At 53.3% G+C, this 16,190-nt stretch carries 18 protein-coding genes; 4 read left to right on the top strand and 14 right to left on the bottom strand.

Annotation, left to right across the window (positions count from 1 at the left end):
* Positions 1-616 precede the first annotated feature (616 nt).
* A complete protein-coding gene (locus GXX57_01080; protein ID HHV43248.1) occupies positions 617-1,699 on the top strand; it encodes a LysM peptidoglycan-binding domain-containing protein in 1,083 nt (360 codons plus the stop codon).
* Between the two features lie 34 nt (positions 1,700-1,733).
* On the opposite strand, the gene GXX57_01075 is transcribed toward GXX57_01080, so the two are convergent.
* The 9 genes from GXX57_01075 to GXX57_01035 are packed head-to-tail and all read right to left on the bottom strand — an operon-like array spanning position 1,734 to position 7,786.
* A complete protein-coding gene (locus GXX57_01075; GenBank protein ID HHV43247.1) occupies positions 1,734-2,240 on the bottom strand; it encodes a DivIVA domain-containing protein in 507 nt (168 codons plus the stop codon).
* A 25-nt stretch (positions 2,241-2,265) separates the two neighbouring features.
* The gene (locus tag GXX57_01070; protein HHV43246.1) at positions 2,266-3,000 is read right to left on the bottom strand and encodes a hypothetical protein; all 735 of its coding nucleotides are present in this window, start codon (positions 2,998-3,000) and stop codon (positions 2,266-2,268) included.
* A 10-nt stretch (positions 3,001-3,010) separates the two neighbouring features.
* The gene (locus GXX57_01065; GenBank protein HHV43245.1) at positions 3,011-3,265 is read right to left on the bottom strand and encodes a YggT family protein; all 255 of its coding nucleotides are present in this window, start codon (positions 3,263-3,265) and stop codon (positions 3,011-3,013) included.
* A gap of 4 nt (positions 3,266-3,269) precedes the next feature.
* The gene (gene proC, locus GXX57_01060; protein ID HHV43244.1) at positions 3,270-4,082 is read right to left on the bottom strand and encodes a pyrroline-5-carboxylate reductase; all 813 of its coding nucleotides are present in this window, start codon (positions 4,080-4,082) and stop codon (positions 3,270-3,272) included.
* A 13-nt stretch (positions 4,083-4,095) separates the two neighbouring features.
* Positions 4,096-4,500, bottom strand: coding sequence for a cell division protein SepF (locus tag GXX57_01055; GenBank protein HHV43243.1), 405 nt, complete (start codon positions 4,498-4,500; stop codon positions 4,096-4,098).
* Positions 4,501-4,504: 4 nt separating this feature from the next.
* Positions 4,505-5,194 carry a YggS family pyridoxal phosphate-dependent enzyme gene (locus tag GXX57_01050; protein ID HHV43242.1) on the bottom strand — a complete coding sequence of 230 codons (690 nt, stop codon included), beginning with the start codon at positions 5,192-5,194 and terminating at the stop codon, positions 4,505-4,507.
* Positions 5,195-5,215: 21 nt separating this feature from the next.
* On the bottom strand, positions 5,216-6,334 hold the full coding sequence (locus tag GXX57_01045) for a hypothetical protein (GenBank protein ID HHV43241.1): 1,119 nt from the start codon (positions 6,332-6,334) through the stop codon (positions 5,216-5,218).
* An 11-nt stretch (positions 6,335-6,345) separates the two neighbouring features.
* Entirely contained in the window at positions 6,346-6,969 is a 624-nt protein-coding gene (locus GXX57_01040) for a LysE family transporter (protein HHV43240.1), read from the bottom strand.
* Between the two features lie 13 nt (positions 6,970-6,982).
* Positions 6,983-7,786, bottom strand: a complete 804-nt coding sequence (locus GXX57_01035) for an undecaprenyl-diphosphate phosphatase (GenBank protein HHV43239.1) — start codon at positions 7,784-7,786, stop codon at positions 6,983-6,985.
* Between the two features lie 557 nt (positions 7,787-8,343).
* On the opposite strand from GXX57_01035, the gene GXX57_01030 reads away from it, so the two are divergent.
* The gene (locus tag GXX57_01030) at positions 8,344-8,913 is read left to right on the top strand and encodes a discoidin domain-containing protein (protein ID HHV43238.1); all 570 of its coding nucleotides are present in this window, start codon (positions 8,344-8,346) and stop codon (positions 8,911-8,913) included.
* 146 nt (positions 8,914-9,059) lie between these two features.
* The gene (locus GXX57_01025) at positions 9,060-9,632 is read left to right on the top strand and encodes a discoidin domain-containing protein (protein HHV43237.1); all 573 of its coding nucleotides are present in this window, start codon (positions 9,060-9,062) and stop codon (positions 9,630-9,632) included.
* 320 nt (positions 9,633-9,952) lie between these two features.
* Here the strand turns inward: GXX57_01025 and GXX57_01020 are convergent, their stop codons facing one another.
* On the bottom strand, positions 9,953-10,963 hold the full coding sequence (locus GXX57_01020; GenBank protein ID HHV43236.1) for an SPFH domain-containing protein: 1,011 nt from the start codon (positions 10,961-10,963) through the stop codon (positions 9,953-9,955).
* Positions 10,964-11,241: 278 nt separating this feature from the next.
* Here GXX57_01020 and GXX57_01015 point away from each other — a divergent pair, with 278 nt between their 5' ends.
* Positions 11,242-11,940 (top strand): class I SAM-dependent methyltransferase, encoded by a 699-nt coding sequence (locus GXX57_01015; protein ID HHV43235.1) that lies wholly within the window; start codon positions 11,242-11,244, stop codon positions 11,938-11,940.
* Positions 11,941-12,099: 159 nt separating this feature from the next.
* Here GXX57_01015 and GXX57_01010 read toward each other — a convergent pair whose 3' ends face one another.
* The 4 genes from GXX57_01010 to GXX57_00995 all read right to left on the bottom strand — a co-directional run bounded on the left by GXX57_01010 (position 12,100) and on the right by GXX57_00995 (position 16,077).
* Positions 12,100-13,272, bottom strand: coding sequence for a glycine C-acetyltransferase (locus GXX57_01010; protein HHV43234.1), 1,173 nt, complete (start codon positions 13,270-13,272; stop codon positions 12,100-12,102).
* A gap of 11 nt (positions 13,273-13,283) precedes the next feature.
* Positions 13,284-14,321 carry an L-threonine 3-dehydrogenase gene (tdh, locus tag GXX57_01005; GenBank protein HHV43233.1) on the bottom strand — a complete coding sequence of 346 codons (1,038 nt, stop codon included), beginning with the start codon at positions 14,319-14,321 and terminating at the stop codon, positions 13,284-13,286.
* 47 nt (positions 14,322-14,368) lie between these two features.
* Positions 14,369-15,040 carry a GntR family transcriptional regulator gene (locus GXX57_01000; protein ID HHV43232.1) on the bottom strand — a complete coding sequence of 224 codons (672 nt, stop codon included), beginning with the start codon at positions 15,038-15,040 and terminating at the stop codon, positions 14,369-14,371.
* Between the two features lie 107 nt (positions 15,041-15,147).
* Entirely contained in the window at positions 15,148-16,077 is a 930-nt protein-coding gene (locus GXX57_00995) for a Na/Pi cotransporter family protein (protein ID HHV43231.1), read from the bottom strand.
* Positions 16,078-16,190 lie beyond the last annotated feature (113 nt).

Here is a 16,190-nt window from a genome sequence, read left to right as displayed (position 1 = left end):
TGTCTTCTGCGACGTCAAACGCATCGACCGTCCTCATTGCCGTTTTTCGAGGCTCAATCGCTTCAGCTTTCGCTTTCGGCCTGCTAGCTTGTCTTCCTACGCTTAAACAAGACAGTCACCTGCCTTGTTCCAAGGACTGACTACAAGTTGGCTGGTTAGGCCTTGTCTTGGCCGGACTCTCACCGGCTAGAACATGTGTCATTTCCCGGCCGCACTGACGTTCTCGAAAAGACATGCAGCCCTCTTCGTTTTAGCGGTCATATCTCCTTTATCCAGATCAGTAACGATGTTATATCGAGAAAGCGTAGTCTGTCAGAGGGCCGGCTCTGCGTGGTGATTCGTCACGTAGAATAGGCTTCTTGAGAGCTCGTCTTTATGCTTAGCCAATGAGTCTTCGAAACCTCTGTTCACCTCAAAGAGATTAGTAGAGAACCCCGTAAAAAGAGAGGGCTTCCAGAAACTTTGACGGTCAGTGGGTAACCAGCGGGTTGGTTTTGTACATAGTTCCAGAAAGACTTCGTGCGGGATCAAGAGCGGATTCCTATGAACACTCCCCCCAGATTTCAATAGTATATACTGCACAGCTAATGACATCCCACAGAAGGAAGTGATCCCATTGTCGTGTCCAGCTGGTTCCTTCACTTACCCAGTGATGCGGGGTGACACACTGTTTTTCATCGCCCAAAGGTATGGGACAACGGTCTCGGCAATTCTGGCCTTAAACCCGCAGATCATCAATCCAAACCTGATCTTTCCCGGAGAATTAATCTGCATGCCTACCCGTCCGCCCTTCCCGCCAGGGCCTTGTCCCACCGGTACCTTCCAGTACACAGTGCAACGGGGCGACACCCTCTTTTTCATTGCCCAAAGATACGGCACCAACGTCTCGGCAATCCTTGCCTTTAACCCACAGATTACAAATCCGAACCTAATCATCGAAGGTCAAGTAATCTGCGTACCCTCCACACCTCCAGCACCACCTGTGTGTCCAGCCGATGCCTTCAGTTACCCCATCGCCCAGGGAGATACACTCTTCCTCATCGCCCAACGGTTCGGGACCACGGTTTCGGCCATTCTTTCCCTTAACCCGCAAATCACCAACCCCAACGTGGTCTTCCCTGGCCAGGTGATCTGCGTACCCGCAAGGGTAACGGCCCCGCCTGCTCCCCCGGAATGTGGACCGAACGCCTTTGCGTATCTAGTCCAACGGGGAGACACCCTCTTTACGATTGCCATCACCTACGGCACAACGGTGCCACAGATTCTGAACATTAATCCGCAGATTACCAATCCGGACCTCATCTTCCCTGGACACATCTGTGTACCGGCGACTCCACCGCTACCTGGTGAATGTCCCGAGGCCAGTTTCCCCTATGCCGTACGGGCTGGAGATACCTTGTTTGTGCTGGCCATCTTGTTTGGTACCACCGTGGAAGCTATTCTGGAGATCAACCCACAGATCACCAACCCCAACTTGGTCTTCGCCGGACAGATCATCTGTATTCCTCAACAGCCACCCCTTCCCCCCGACGGATGCGGCGAGGAAGGTTTCCCCTATCCAGTCCGGCTGGGGGACAATCTGACCTCCATTGCCCTGCGGTACGGGACGACGGTCAACAACATTCTGGAAATTAACCCCCAGATCACCAATCCAGCAGATATTGTACCGGGCCAGGTCATCTGCATATCCACCCCATAGACGCTGCTAGGGAAGCTTACGCTTCCCTAGCCATTCACTCCATCAGTTCGTCGGCAGCCACTGCCGCTTCCTTCCGGGTCACCGTAAAATCTTGCTCCGGTGGACTGGCGTTCTGCAAGAATTCCAAGAAGCTGCGCACATAGGTCTCCAGTTGGGTTCTGAAGATCTGCTCCTTCTCCATCAGCTGCTGCAGAACCACCTTCTGTCTGGCCAAGGTGGCTTCCGCTTCCTTTTGGATGCGTTCTGCCTCCAATTTCGCACTGGCGACCATGCTTTCCGCCTGCTTCGCGCTGGACTCTTGCAAAGCCTTAGCATTCTGCTGGGCAGTCCTCAAGACCTCATCGATGGAATCATGCAGTCGGGAATAGGACGCAATCTGTTCCTCCAACTCTGCGATCTTCTTCCGTAAATTCTGGTTTTCGTCGTACACTTGACTGTACTCTAGGACCACCCGTTCCAGGAACTTATCAACTTCTTCAGGATCATAGCCGCGCAATATCCGCTTGAATTTAGCCTCGTGTATATCCCTTGGCGTTAACATCCAGTCACCTCCTCCCCTGTCGTGTTCAACTGGTTCGTTTCAATCTTAGATGGATGCGCCCCTTCCGGCTGGTGCCTCCAATTTCTTCCACGATAACCCGTCCCCGCCCCCGATAGGAAATCACATCCTGTTCTTTGATGGACCGGGCCGGGTCCGTCACCAATTCCCAATTGACCTTAACCTTCTCGGCCTTGATTTCTTTGGCCATTTTGCTTCGGGACACGCCAAAACCCGTACTGGCCACAGCGTCCAAGCGGAGAGAGGCAACGGTACCCTTGATCTCCTTCAGCTCCTTGGTACCGACATCCAACATTTCGGGATCGATCTGGCGGACTTCCACTGGGAAATTGCCAACTCGCGTTAGATTGAGGGTGAGAAAGTCCACCACGTCGGGCACTACCAACGCATGGCACCGATTATCCTGGGGTAATATGTCGCCAACCCGATCGATCTTCAACCCCAGCCCCAGGATCGCCCCCAAAAAGTCCCGGTGGGTTAGGGCATCCTGCCATTTACCGGTGATCTCAATACCCGCCACTACGTCAAAGTCGTCCTGAACGAGATAGTCGGGAAAGAGGATAAGACGCTGGCGTTCCGCTCCGACGTAACCTCCCCAAAACCGATAAACAATTCCCCGGATGCTCCGGGCCACACCCTCCGCCTCACTTTGGGCAGCTGGATCCAAAAAGCCTGTGGCCATGGCCCTGTTATTGGTATAGGCTTGTTCTGCAAGGTCGCGAATTCTTGCCTCTAATTCCATGGACTACCTCCTAATGTAACGACATCCACAGGGTTCTTTCGATGAATCCCAGAATCAATAGTGCGATGGCCGGGGAAAAGTCGATCATTGCTGTGCGGGGCAGAATAGCCCGGATAGGTGCCAGCGCCGGCTCGGTCACCTGAATCAAAGCGTCCACAAGTTTATTGCTTCGATCAATGGGCATCCAGGACAGAACTACGCGCAAAAAGATGAGAACCTGATAGATCTGTACCAACCTTGCCGTCCAGTAAACGATTACATCCATCCCCTTATCCTTCTCCCTTGGCCAATTCTTTGGACCGGGCCGTTGCGCTGAGCACCGCCTCCATGACTGCAGAGTGGAAACCTCGCTCCGCCAGAACCCGCAGTCCCGCAATGGTTGTCCCGCCTGGAGAGGTGACTTGATCCTTTAGCACCGCGGGATGCTGACCGGTCTGCTCCACAAGACGGGCCGCTCCCAACACTGTCTGCACCGCAAGCTTCCGCGCCACCTCCCGGGGCAACCCCGCAGCCACTCCACCATCAGTCAAGGCTTCGATGAAAAGGAAAACGTAGGCCGGTCCACTACCGCTCAAACCCGTAACCCCATCAATTAGGTCCTCGGAGACAAACACCCACTCCCCCAAGGCGCCAAGGAGTGTGGCTACCTTCTGCCGGTCCGCCTCCGAAACCCGTTCCCCGCACGCGATAGCACTGATGCCTGCGCCGATCAAAGCAGGGGTATTGGGCATAACCCGAACGACGGCCCCTGGCAGATGGGACTGGAGAGTGCTCAAGCTCACCCCAGCGGCGATGGAAATGAACAATTGGTCCGCCCTCACCAGGGGAGCAAGGTCCCGCAGAAGGTTCGGCAGGTCCTTAGGCTTCACCGCTAGGACAAAGACGGTGCCAAAGGATGCAGCCTCGGCTAGATCCGTGGTCACCGCCACGCCCATCCTTTCCACTTCTTGCTGCCTTTCGGCAAGTCTTTCCACCGCCAACACGTGTTCTTTTCCGAACAATTCGGCGGACAAAACACCCCGTAGCAGGGCTTGGCCCATATTCCCTGCCCCTAAGATCACCAAACGATCATTAGCCAACATCCCGTCGTCCCCCTTACAATAGCGGATCCCATAACTCTGGACTTACGTCTGTGTCAAGATCCAAGTCCGTTTCCAACTTCACCGTACTTGGCACACACAAAAAGATCGTCTCGCCCAGGCGCTTGAAATCTCCATCGAGGGCGTAGGTGGTACCACTGAGAAAGTCAACGATCCGTTTGGCCAGTTGTCTGCCGGCGCTCCCCAAGCGGATAATCACCGGATAGCCCTTTTTTAGCTGATCCGCAATGTTCTGCACCTCATCAAAGGTCTGGGGCTCCACGATCACAATTCTGGTCTCTCGCATTCTGGGCATCTCCACCAGTTTTCCCCGCTTTCCTGCGGGTGTATCTACCACTTCCGAAAGACTCTCGGTCTCCGGTTCTCCCTGGTTCCGCAAAAAGTTCAGTACCTTGTCCATAAAACTAGGCCCCATGATCGCACCTCTTTTGGAAAAGTGCGGTCCCGATCCGCACCATATTTGCACCTTCCTCCACGGCCACCTCGTAATCGCCGCTCATTCCCATGGATAGATACTTCAGGGGAAAACCTTGCTGTTCGATCTCCTCTTTCAACAATCGCATCTGTCGGAAGTAGGGCCGTACTTCCTCCGGATCCTCCACCGCCGGACAAATGGTCATTAGACCCGCCACTTCCAGGGATACAAAACCGCTCAGGGCACGCACCAAGGCCAAAGTCTCTTCCGGTGCCACCCCATATTTCGTCGCCTCTCCACTGATGTTCACCTGGACAAGAATGGGCATCACTTTCCCCTGGCGAGCGGCTCGCCTAGCGATGGCCTCCCCCAACCGAAGGCTGTCCACCGAATGGATTAGATCGAACAATTCTATCGCCTGATTCACTTTGTTCGTCTGCAGGTGGCCGATCATGTGACGGCGGACCGGTGCTAAGGAGGAAAACTTCTCCCGGGCCTCCTGCACCCGGTTCTCACCGATATCACTAATTCCGGCGGCAATAGCTTGGTTGATCACCTCCGCGGCCACGGACTTGGTAACCGCTACGAGGGTCACATCCTTCGCTGTTCTACCACTCTTCTTTGCAGCCTGGGCGATCTTCCTTTGAATCTCTTCAATATTCCGTACAATCCAATCCAATGCTAAACCCCTAACTCCTGTCTATCGGACTTTTACATAATTCCCAGGGGCCTCCCCTTCGATGACCGCCTGCCTGCCATCATTATACAATAAATCCACTGGTCTGAATACCGGACCGGTGTCTGTGCTTACATAGACACCTAGCCGGTCCTCTTGATACACCAGGGCTTCCACCGGTACAACAGAACCGGTATAGGTGTCAAGGATAAGCTCCCCCGGCTCATAGACCATGGTAATAAACTCCGGCAAGAACTGCTTTGGCTCTAAAAGCACCCCGCCGTTTTCCAGCGTCTTGACCACGACGGCTTCCACCTGGGATCCCAGTTTGGGCCAGGTCACTACCACCTTTTTGTTCTCTGATAGGGCAACGGGTTCCTCTAGGGATAGCAAGAGATAAAAGCGAAAATTGTCCACCACCCGGAAGATGGGCTGGCCCCGCAGTACCCGTTGGCCGTCGGTATGCACCCAACGGACCCCCGTCACCGCCTTTGGACTCAGTTGATTCAACGCCTCCAGCTCCAGCAAATCCAGAGGCTCCCCCGGATTGACAAAGAAACTCACCACCCCAGGACCATCAATCCGAACCACATTCACACTGCTGACTAGCTCATCGAAGATCTCCTGCAATCCAGCCACCAGCTTCTCCAACTCGCGATCCCGGGTTTCCTCCAATTCTTCGATCTCTTGGCGCAGAGTCTCCCCTTCGACGGCGTTATCGACGCTGAGCAAAGCATTCTGTTTTTGGTTGATCAGCTGATTATACTTCGTCTCTACTTCCGCGATGGCCTCCCGGGTTTGGTTCAGCCGTTCGCTAAGTCCCGTGTCTTGCTCGGCTTTGATCTCACAGACAATCCCACCGGCGGCCACCCGTTGTCCTTCTTGCACTAGGGTGGTCAGATAGCCCCCCGCCGGAGCGTAGTAGGTAATCTCCCGGCGGATGGCGTAAGTATCCACCGACACCTTTTCCTCCAGGCTGTCTAACCTTACCGCCACGGTTTTCGAGCCGATCCCGCCGCCAACCAAAGAGGAAAGAACCTTGATCACCAACAGGACCAGGATCCCAAGCAAGATTAACCGCAGACGGGGGGCTTTAGGCACTGGATTCCTCTTGTCTTTGAGATAGACAATCTTGTCATCCATAGAAACACCCACTAAAAACGCAGACCGTCGATGATGAAATAGCCGCCCAAAAAAACCAGGGCCAAGGCACAAAACAGCTGGATTCCCCGCAGGAACCTAGGGGTCAGCCGGTCCTTCCCCAGCCCCAAGGTTACGCCCACGAGGACATACCACAGGTAATCGGAAAGAACATGCCCAAGTCCGAAGGAGACTACAGCTAATAGACCAGCGGTGGCCAGGGATTCCATGATTCCCTTCACCCCAATAGTAGCCCACCAGACAACCCAGTGGGGATTGGTGAGGGTCAAAAGCACCCCCAACCAGACCAGATTGGTGTCCTTTGGCGACACATTCTGGGTAGCTTCCAGCTGGCTAGGCGCCTTAAACAATCCATAGCTCATCCAAAGGAGAATGCTGCCACCGACCACACTGACGATCCGGAACATGGTTTCGTTTTGGAGGACGGGCCCGACCCCCAGCACCAAAGCAATAATCATTAAAAACTCACATAGGGCATGTCCACTGATCAATAACGGTGCAGTCCAGACACCCCGCCGCGTAGTCTCACCGATGGTCACAGTAAACAAGGGTCCGGGGACAATGGCTCCGGACAAGCCCAGGATGAAAGAACCACAAAAAATAAACAATAGCTCCATAGGCTGCTACATCCTATCTGATCACTAATATAACAAGGGCACTGATCACCCAAAGATAGTAGGAAAAATAGATGAGGCGACCGCGTTTTAGAAGTTCAATCAGAAACCTAATAGCCAGATAACCAGAGATGGCCGCACTAAGGGTCCCCACAATCACCGGGAGCAACAATTCCATTGTCACAGAGACGGAAAAGAGTTCCAGGACCGTAGCCCCCAGGATCACCGGGATGGACATCAAAAAGGAAAACCGGGCGGCGGTGGCTCGATCCAGGCCACGAAATAAAGAAGCAGCGATGGTGGTCCCCGACCGGGACAGACCAGGCACCAATGCACAGGCTTGCCCTAACCCAATAACCAAGGCATCAAACCCGGTGACCTGGTCCAAACCTTTCCCCTTCCGCCCCAAGGAGCCACTGACCGCCAGGATTACCCCCGTTACGGCCAGCATCACGCCTACAGCCCTAGTGGAACCAAATAGAAGTTCCACATATGATTTCAAAGCAACACCCAGTACCGCTGCGGGCACCGAGGCCAGTATCAAAAGTCCAATCAGCCGCAGATAGGTATGCTCCCTAGGTCCCAATTCCCTGCGGCAAAGAAACAGAAATACCGCCCTAAGCATCTGCCACAGATCGGACCAGAAGGCCACGATTACCGCCAGCAAAGTACCGAAATGGAGCATCACCTCCAGGAACAACCCCGGCTGCTCTAAGCCCAAAAGATGCCCTGTCAATACCAGATGGCCGGAAGAACTCACAGGTAAGAATTCCGTAAGGCCCTGGACAATCCCCATGATCACCGCTTCTAGAATACTCATCCACCGGGTCCTCCTCTAACAATCTTTAGCATCGATTATAGCATAGACTACTGGTGAAGAACCGGGCAAAATGGCGCAACCGGCCCGGCTTCAGGATTTATTTGGTCCCTTTCCCCTATGATTATTCGGTAGTAACTGGGGCCATACCTCTTTGGCGTTGGCAGGAAAAATACTCGATGACCTCATCCCCTCCGAAGGAAACAAGCCCCTTATTTCAGTATCTCATGAGAACCATAGGAAAAACGGCCAAAAAGTGACCTTAGAATCAATTATCGCTTACTGACTCATTGACGCGTGTTACTAGTAAGTGATATCATGATAATAACCAGATAACTCGTGTTAGTTCGGAGTAGTTTTCTGCTATAGCATACTTAAGACTGAAATCTTACATAGCGACTTGTTACTTGGGAAGATAGTCTGTCTATCCTCATGGATACCCGTTTTATTTCACTACTGGCAACTTCCGGTTGGCTTGGTTGCCGACAGTAAAGTGTTGATTGCTTCCATTCCAGCACGGGCAATACCAACCAAAACACTTTCTTGAGGAGGTTATACAAATGCGAAAAGGCAAGACTACCATGCTGGCGGTTATTACACTGGTTGCGCTGTCCTTTTGGTTTTCCGGATGCGTCTTTATCATCCCCGAGATAACCGTTGAACCGGTCAACATCTTTGACCCCGCTAATGACTGGTATGGAAGCATTGTCGTCGAATCCAGTACACCCGACTATAGCGAAAACAATCCTCTTTCTTTCTTGACCGACGGGAATCACAATACCCGCTGGGTAAGCGAGGGGCGGTTCCCCACCGGGCTGGATTATCACTGGGTGAAGATTACCTTGCCCGAAGCCATGGCCCTTAACAAAATAGTCCTAGTAAGCGATGATGGAGCCGGTAACCATCCCACTCGTATCACCAGGGAGTTTGCTTTGGATTACTGGAACGGCGCCGAATGGGTTCAAGTGGTACACGTTACCGAAAACACCGACAGGGTGGTGGAAGAAACCTTCGACCCGGTAGAGGCGAAAGAATGGCGCCTGCGGATCATCCAAGCCACCCAAAGCAGTGACCGGACGATTCGGTTGTATGAACTGGAGCTTTGGACACCGGAAGTATTGGGGATTTAGCAGAAGAGCCGGATTAAGTGAATCACGGTAAGAGATGACATCCTCTGGCGATTCGAGATACTCTATAGCGGCGTCCTCTTGCCCACGTATGGCCATAAGAAAGAAGGATTAGGTGACGGTCATTAAATCCACAAGGGGGTTTGGTCGTGAAACAAAGAAGATGTCTTATTGTCGTAGCAGTATTGTCCTCCGTGTTGTTCGCCATGGGCCTTGCAGGATGTCTGTTTAGCAAGAAGCCTGTACCGATCAATATCTTGGCTCCCCACAATGAGTGGCACGGGAGCATTGTAATCGAGTCAAGCACTCCAGATCTAGGTGCCACCGCCCCCCTTTCTAACTTGATCGACGGGGATCATGGGAGTCGTTGGGTGAGTGTGGGCAAATTCCCTGAGGGCTTGGATTACCACTGGGTGAAAATCACCCTACGGGAGCCCATGCAGGTTAGCCGCCTGGTCCTCATCAGCGACGATGGGTACCAAGGCGCCAGTCCCGAACGGATCGTAGCAGAATTTGCCCTGGATTACTGGGATGGTACTGACTGGATAGAGATCGTGCATGTAACCGGAAACACAGAAAAGATTGTGAAGGCCAGTTTCGAACCCATCGAGACAGACCAATGGCGCCTACGGGTCATCAAACCTGGTCAAACTGATGATAAGACAATTCGCTTGATGGAAATGGAATTGTGGACACCCACCGAAGAGGAATTGGTTAAATAGAGCCTTAAGGTAAGGAACTTCTTTTGGGGACCGTCTGTAGTCGAATCCGCCCGGCCTAATCCTTCTGATTACCAATACAGTCTATCCCCAGAAGAATCGCAAGGCCTTGTCCCTAGACCACCATCGGGACAAGGCCTCGACTCTACCACAGTCATCCGGCTAGTTACAAGCTTGGGTCTTCACAGCAGGGGACATTACAACTGTCCTCGATGTGCCATTGGTATCGGGACTGCATCAATGTGCTTGCTGCTTTTTTCCTGAGGGTAAAACCCATAACTGGCACATTGAACCCATCAAAAAAGATGGTTCCCTGCTTAGTGCTAGTCGTCGCTGCTTATCACCGGTTGAACGTCCCTATTCCCACAAAGGACCACCAGCAGATTGGAGACCATCGCGGCTTTACGGTCCTCATCGAGTTTGACCACTTCGTTTTCTTTGAGTTTGTCTAAAGCCATTTCCACGATGCTCACAGCACCTTCTACAATCATCTTTCGCGCATCAACGATGGCACTGGCCTGCTGTCTTTGAAGCATCACAGCGGCAATTTCCGGGGCATAGGCCAGATAGGTAATCCGGACCTCCAGGATTTCCAGACCCGCGTTTTCCACCTTTTCCTGAAGCTGTTTGCGGATTCGTTCCGCCACCACGGAGCTTGAACCGCGCAGACTACCCTCATCGGGAACACCATCGCCAGTGGTATCAATACCCGGGGCCACATCATAGGGGTAAATACGGACGATGTCCCTGACGGCACTATCGCATTGCAGGGAGAGGTATTCTTTATAGTTATCCACATTGAAAACAGCTTTCGCCGTGTCGATAACCCGCCACATAACGGCAACCCCGATCTCCACGGGATTCCCCAAGGCATCGTTTATTTTCTGCTTGGAATTGCTCAGAGTCTGGATCTTGAGGGAGATCTTCTTACCCGCCGGGTAATTGCTGGGAACATTTCCCGCAGCGGTGATGGTTGCCCCCGCCTGCTCCACATCGCCGCTTTGTCCCAATCGAGTATAGGCAGCCGGGTTTACAGCCACGGAGAAGGGATGAACATAATAGAAACCGGGTTCTCGGATCGTGCCAATATATTCCCCAAACAGGGTCAGAACCAACGCTTCTTGGGGCTTAATCACTTTCAACCCGAAAAAGGGAACAAAACCGACCACCAGCCATAGGATACCCAGGGCCAGAAGGGTACCTCCAATCCCGCTGGCTCCCCGTTCGATGAGGACACCACCGACGACAACTAAAGCAATGGCAACTAGATAAAGAAGAATGAAAAGCAACAACCAGGGCATACCGCGTCTTGCCTTCAGGGTTTTCTCCTGCATAGTCCCTCTCCCTTTCAAAATTAGACTGATATTTAAATCATAGCACAGGAAAACGAGGCTTCCAAGACGATGTGTCCCTGCTCCTTCCGTTACATCAAGACCTGTGCTACCATAGACTCAACACCTCATCCGCGCAGCCTATGGTCTCCGTGATTCTGTACCCTGGGGACCGTTTTGTAGAATATCCCCGTTCGGCCATTCCTGATACGGGTATTTACTGTAGAAAGTCTGACCTTTGCTGGGTTTTCGACCGCGTAGGGGCATGGAGAAGAGAGTCTATGGACAAAGATTATCTAGAACTGAAACAATGGCTTGAGGAAACAAAAGATGAACCTTTGGAGACAATGGCTGGATTCTTCGACGCCCGGATCGACTCCTACGAAGAACACATGGCCCGGTGGAAGGCGCACTACCAATGGATGGCTGACCTGTTGCCCACTTCTTTAAAAACCCTTTTGGATCTCGGCTGTGGAACAGGACTCGAGTTGGATTATATTCTCGCCCGCTTCCCCCACTTGGTGGTGGTGGGCATCGACCTGTCAGAAAGGATGCTAGCGCAGCTTCGAAAAAAACATGGGGATAAAAAGCTGTCCTTGGTCTGTGCCGACTATTTCACCTATGATCTAGGCCAGGAACGTTTCGATGCGGTGGTCTCCTTTCAAAGCCTGCATCATTATACTGCCGCCAAGAAGGAAGAGCTGTTCCGCAAGGTCCACCATTGTTTGAAACCGGGCGGCGTGTACCTAGAATGTGATTACATCGCCACCTCCCAGGCCATAGAAGAACTAGCCTTCTTTGAAGCCCAAAGGCGACGCCGACGGGATGGCATTAAAGACGAAGTCTTCGTCCACTTCGACACGCCCCTAACCCTTGAACATGAACTTGCCTGTATCCGCAAGGCTGGCTTCACGGTGGTGGAACTGGTGGGGTTTTTGCCAAAAGATCAGCATACAGCCATGATCAGGGCCATGAAGTAGGAATCCCAATCTGCAGCCGATCCTGCAAGAACAAAGCCGAAGACCGTGGCCTCACACAAGAGAAAAGTCTAACCCTCGGTCTGGTGCCCTAGAAGAAGGGGCACAAGCAGCCGGTCCGCCGGACCCGGGCCCGTGCCCCTGGTTTCTTGAAGTTTCCCCCTAGATAATCCCCAATTTTTCTCCTTGCCGGACAAAGGCCGCGATCCCGTAGTCCAAGTCTTCCTTACTGTGGGCTGCGGAGACCATGACCCGGATCCGCGCCTTGCCCTGGGGTACCGTAGGATAGACAATGGCCTGGGCAAAGACCCCTTCCTCGTCAACGAGCCCCTTACTAAGGGCCTGGGCGACGCCGGACTCTCCCAGCATCACCGGCGAAATGGGCGTTTCGGTGTCCCCAAGGACAAAGCCCGCCTCTTGGATCTTTGTCTGGAAGTACCGGGCATTATCCCAAAGCTTTTTCACCAGTTCATCGCTGCTTTCCAGTAGTTTCACCGCAGCAAGGCACGCCGCCACATCAGCGCTGGTTACGGCCGAAGAGAAGAGGAAGGGCCGCGCCCGTTGCTTGAGATAGTCCACCAGAAGCCTGCTTCCGGCCACGAAACCTCCAACAACGCCAAAGGCCTTGGATAAGGTCCCTACCTCCACATCCACTTCTCCGTGGAGGTCAAAGTGGTCTACGATTCCCCGGCCGTGGCTCCCCAGCACCCCTTCGCCGTGGGCATCGTCCACCATGGTGATCGCCCCGTATTTCTTCGCTAAACGAACAATCTCCGGCAAGGGAGCCAGGTCACCATCCATACTGAAAACTCCATCGGTAACCACCAGTACCCGCCGTCCTTGATACTCCTGGAGTAGTTTCTCCAAGGCTTCCATATCCCGGTGGGGATATACCTTGATGGTAGCCCGGCTTAACCGACATCCGTCAATGATGCTGGCGTGATTCAATTCATCACTCAGGATCACATCCTCCTTGCCCACCAGGGCCGGAATCACCGCCAAGTTGGCGTTGAACCCCGATTGGAAGGAAAGGACAGCCTCCGCCCTTTTGAAGCGGGCCAGGGCCTCTTCCAGCTCTGTATGGAGGGAATTTGTCCCTGCAATGGATCGCACTGCCCCGGGGCCCACCCCGTATTCTTCGATGGCCTTGATGGCCGCTTCCTTCAAGGCGGGATGATTGGCCAAACCCAGATAGTTGTTGGAACAAAGGTTCAACATCCTCCGTCCCTTGATCTGCACCCATGGTCCCTGGGCTCCCTCAATCACCCGGATGTGGTTGTATAACTTGCTTTCCTCCAGTTTCGCCAGTTCTTCCTGCAAGAATCCCAGTGGCATATTTCTCCCCCCTAGTCTAATTCTAAGGTTACTTTCCCACAGACCCCTTGGGCCATCAGTTCCATCCCTTGCTCCCATTGGGAGAAGGACAACCGATGGGTAACCACCGAGGCCAAGTCAAAGCCAGCCAGTACCAAACGCTCCATGGCGTACCAGTTTTCAAAGACCCGACGACCGTTGATCCCCAAAAGCGTCAGCTGCTTGAAAATGATCTCAGAAAGGTTCAGCTGGATCTCTTTTCCCGGGATCCCCAGTAAAGAGACTCCGCCACCGGGGGTCACCGCGGCGATCCCTGAGCGGATCGCGGACTCGTTTCCAGACATCTCGAGGAAAAGATCCACCCCTGTTCCCGAAGTAAGCTCCATCACTTTCTCCACCACGTCCACTTCCAGGGGATTAAGGACAACGTCGGCGCCAAGTTTTTCTGCCAATTGTCGACGGTAGGCATTGGTCTCCGTAGCAATGACCGGACTAGCCCCAAACCATTTGGCCAACATCACACAAAGCACCCCGATGGGGCCGCAGCCCGCCACCAGGACACTCCTTGCCCCTAAGTTCCAGCACATGGTGGAGTGCACCGCGTTGCCAAAGGGATCGAAGACGCTGGCCAAGCTGGGATCTAAGTCCGGGTGCAGTTTCCATAGATTCTGTGCGGGCAATACCACGTAATCGGCAAAACAGCCGTCGCGGTCCACGCCAATGATCTGGGCATGCCGGCAGATATGCTTCTTCCCGGTCCGACACTGGTAACACTGTCCGCACCAAAGATGTCCCTCGGCCGATACCCAGTCGCCTTCTTTAACGTTTTCCACTCCCTGCCCCAGTTTTACCACTTGGCCACTTAATTCGTGGCCAATGGTCACCGGTGGTTTGATTCTGTTCTGGGCCCATTGGTCCCAGGTGTAAATGTGGAGATCCGTCCCGCAGATGGATGCATATTTAACTTTCACTAAGACTTCACCAACTCCTGGTTCAGGAATCGGTTTGTCTATTAACTCCAGACCCGGTCCGGATCGGGTCTTCACCAAAGCCCGCATCATTCTAGGTATCCTCCTTGTGTTCATCTTGTATACAAGTTGCGGCAAAAAATATACATCTAGACATTCCCTACCATTTTCGCCATGAACAGCATGGCGTCCACCATCCTCTCCACATGTTGGGCCATTAAGCTTCCAGCGGCTTCCGCGTCCTTCTCCACCATGGTCTTGAAGATCCGGTTGTGATCCTCGTACATAACCACAATGCTGTCCGGAACCGATCTGATGTAGCTACGATAGGACTTCTCACACAAGGGATCTACCAGGGTGATGAGTACTTGTTCCAATCGGCGGTTACCCGCGGTCTTGATCAATTCCTCATGCCACTGTCGCTCCAAATCGTAAAACAGACCGATTTCCTCCGTCTCCATGGCCTCCGCCATACGGGCCAGATGCTCCGCCAGTTCCTTTCGGCGTTCCGCGGTCAAGTGCACCGTGGCGGCCCGGACTGCGTAGGCCTCCAATACTTGGCGGATTCTCGTAACTTCCACCGCTTCGGTAAAATTGGCCGCCCGCACCAAAGCCCCCTTCTTCGGCAGGTTGCTCACCAGTTGATCCTGTTCTAAACGTTGAAGCGCATCCCGCACCGGGGTACGACTGACCCCATAATCCTTGGCTAGCTGACCTTGGCTGAGGAGGGTACCGGGTGCGATCTCGCCGGTAATGATCCGCCTTTTAAGATCTTCATATATATGTTCCGAATACAACCCGTTGTTGCGCGAATGACTCATTGAACTCCTAAACACCCTTTTGAAATGTGGAAAGCCCTTACATAATACATTACGACATCATGCGACAATTTCCTTCCTTTCCAGAGAAATCCCTTCTGGAACCTACTTTATCTAGGTACTAACCGCTGGACTAGGGCCACCAAGAAGGGGAACAACGGTAACGCGGCCAACACCGTCAACAAATTGAACAACATTTGGAAGCTAGCCACTTGTACGGCGATGTGGGAGCTGATCGCCTCCACCCCACTGACTAAGGGGCCTAGGAAGGGCCAGGCAATAAGTATACTGAAGAGATTGAATACCAGGTGGCCCACAGCCGTCTGCCGGGCAGCGGTGTCGGTTCCGATGGAAGCCAACAGCGCGGTAACACAGGTTCCCACATTACTGCCCATAATGAACAAGGCGGCAGAAGTCAGGCCCACCAGTCCCTCTTTGGCCAGGGCCATCACAATCCCAGTGAATACACTGCTACTCTGCAACAGGGCGGTGGCCACGGTCCCGGTCAGAAGACCGAAAAGCTGATTCTGAGCAGACATTTCAAGCACCCGGGCAATATATTCCCATTCCCCCAAGGGTGCACTGCCATAACCCATAATCTGCATTCCTAACAGGATTAAACCGCACCCCACCAGGATCAGGCCGGCGGTATAGCTGCGGCCTTGGCGGTGCCAGATGATAAGCAACAACCCTGCCAAGAGGCTCCAAAAACCCAGTTCCCCCACGGAAAGCGCCATAATGAATCCGGTGAGGGTGGTTCCAATGTTTGCCCCCAGGGTGATGGCAAAGGCGTTATGAAAGGTGATCACCCCGGCCTCGGTCATGCTTACCAGCATCACCGTCACCGCCGAGGAGCTTTGGATCAAGGCGGTGACCACCATACCCAGGAGCACCCCCAAGCAAGGATGCACTCCGGCATAGCTTAGCAATCGGTGGACCCTTCCTTCGGCTTGCAGCTTCAGTCCGGTAGACATGATCCGTACACCAACAAACAACAAGGCCACACCCACCGCAAACAGTGCCATCGCCCGACCGACCATTGGTGTCCCTCCTTGCCTCTCCTCAAGGAAGCTTATGCAACACCTCCGCGACCTAGAAGTGCAAGCATAGATTCCAGGGAAAAAGACAAGCTAAAGGCGAGGAAGGGGAAAGA

The organism is Bacillota bacterium (assembly GCA_012839765.1).
In the GTDB taxonomy this organism is placed as follows: domain Bacteria; phylum Bacillota; class Limnochordia; order DUMW01; family DUMW01; genus DUMW01.
The sequence above is the reverse complement of the archived record's forward strand: the minus strand, read 5'-3'. Positions and strand labels throughout refer to the sequence as shown.

Excerpts from the sequence above, each read along its gene's own strand:
- GXX57_01055 (HHV43243.1), bottom strand. The coding sequence starts at position 4,500 with ATGGACAAGGTACTGAACTTTTTGCGGAACCAGGGAGAACCGGAGACC.
- GXX57_01020 (HHV43236.1), bottom strand. The coding sequence starts at position 10,963 with ATGCAGGAGAAAACCCTGAAGGCAAGACGCGGTATGCCCTGGTTGTTG.
- proC (HHV43244.1), bottom strand. The coding sequence starts at position 4,082 with ATGTTGGCTAATGATCGTTTGGTGATCTTAGGGGCAGGGAATATGGGC.
- GXX57_00995 (HHV43231.1), bottom strand. The coding sequence starts at position 16,077 with ATGGTCGGTCGGGCGATGGCACTGTTTGCGGTGGGTGTGGCCTTGTTG.
- GXX57_01040 (HHV43240.1), bottom strand. The coding sequence starts at position 6,969 with ATGGAGCTATTGTTTATTTTTTGTGGTTCTTTCATCCTGGGCTTGTCC.
- GXX57_01065 (HHV43245.1), bottom strand. The coding sequence starts at position 3,265 with ATGGATGTAATCGTTTACTGGACGGCAAGGTTGGTACAGATCTATCAG.
- GXX57_01010 (HHV43234.1), bottom strand. The coding sequence starts at position 13,272 with ATGCCACTGGGATTCTTGCAGGAAGAACTGGCGAAACTGGAGGAAAGC.
- GXX57_01070 (HHV43246.1), bottom strand. The coding sequence starts at position 3,000 with ATGGAATTAGAGGCAAGAATTCGCGACCTTGCAGAACAAGCCTATACC.
- GXX57_01045 (HHV43241.1), bottom strand. The coding sequence starts at position 6,334 with ATGGATGACAAGATTGTCTATCTCAAAGACAAGAGGAATCCAGTGCCT.
- GXX57_01030 (HHV43238.1), top strand. The coding sequence starts at position 8,344 with ATGCGAAAAGGCAAGACTACCATGCTGGCGGTTATTACACTGGTTGCG.
- GXX57_01015 (HHV43235.1), top strand. The coding sequence starts at position 11,242 with ATGGACAAAGATTATCTAGAACTGAAACAATGGCTTGAGGAAACAAAA.
- GXX57_01075 (HHV43247.1), bottom strand. The coding sequence starts at position 2,240 with ATGTTAACGCCAAGGGATATACACGAGGCTAAATTCAAGCGGATATTG.
- GXX57_01035 (HHV43239.1), bottom strand. The coding sequence starts at position 7,786 with ATGAGTATTCTAGAAGCGGTGATCATGGGGATTGTCCAGGGCCTTACG.
- GXX57_01000 (HHV43232.1), bottom strand. The coding sequence starts at position 15,040 with ATGAGTCATTCGCGCAACAACGGGTTGTATTCGGAACATATATATGAA.